This window comes from Leptolyngbya sp. CCY15150, assembly GCF_016888135.1.
GTDB lineage: Bacteria > Cyanobacteriota > Cyanobacteriia > RECH01 > RECH01 > RECH01.
This window is the reverse complement of sequence record NZ_JACSWB010000180.1, coordinates 1-304: the sequence shown is the minus strand read 5'-3', so window position 1 is coordinate 304 and position 304 is coordinate 1. Positions and strand designations below refer to the sequence as shown.

At 57.6% G+C, this 304-nt stretch carries 1 pseudogene; it reads right to left on the bottom strand.

The annotated features are described in order from the left end of the window. Positions 1 to 285, bottom strand: a pseudogene (locus JUJ53_RS13805) (IS1634 family transposase); the annotation flags it as partial. Positions 286 to 304 lie beyond the last annotated feature (19 nt).

Here is a 304-nt window from a genome sequence, read left to right as displayed (position 1 = left end):
ACGCTTAGCGGCAACCGCCACCAGGGTGACCTGAGTGAGTTTATAGCCGGTGAGGGTGTCCTGAAAGCGCATCAGCGCTGAGATGGCATCGGGTTTACAAGCAAAGATCTGGCGGCACATCTGCCGCACCTGCTGTTGCAGCCCTTTTTTCTCCTTGTCGAGGGATTTTAGCCAATCGTCCGACTCACTGCGGTGAGGGCTTTCCACCAGCACCCAGCGCTGCTCCACCCCGCCGTAGGTCTGTCGTTGCTCCCACAGTCGATAGCCTTCCAGTGTACAGGGCATCTCAATCAACGACTCAAGG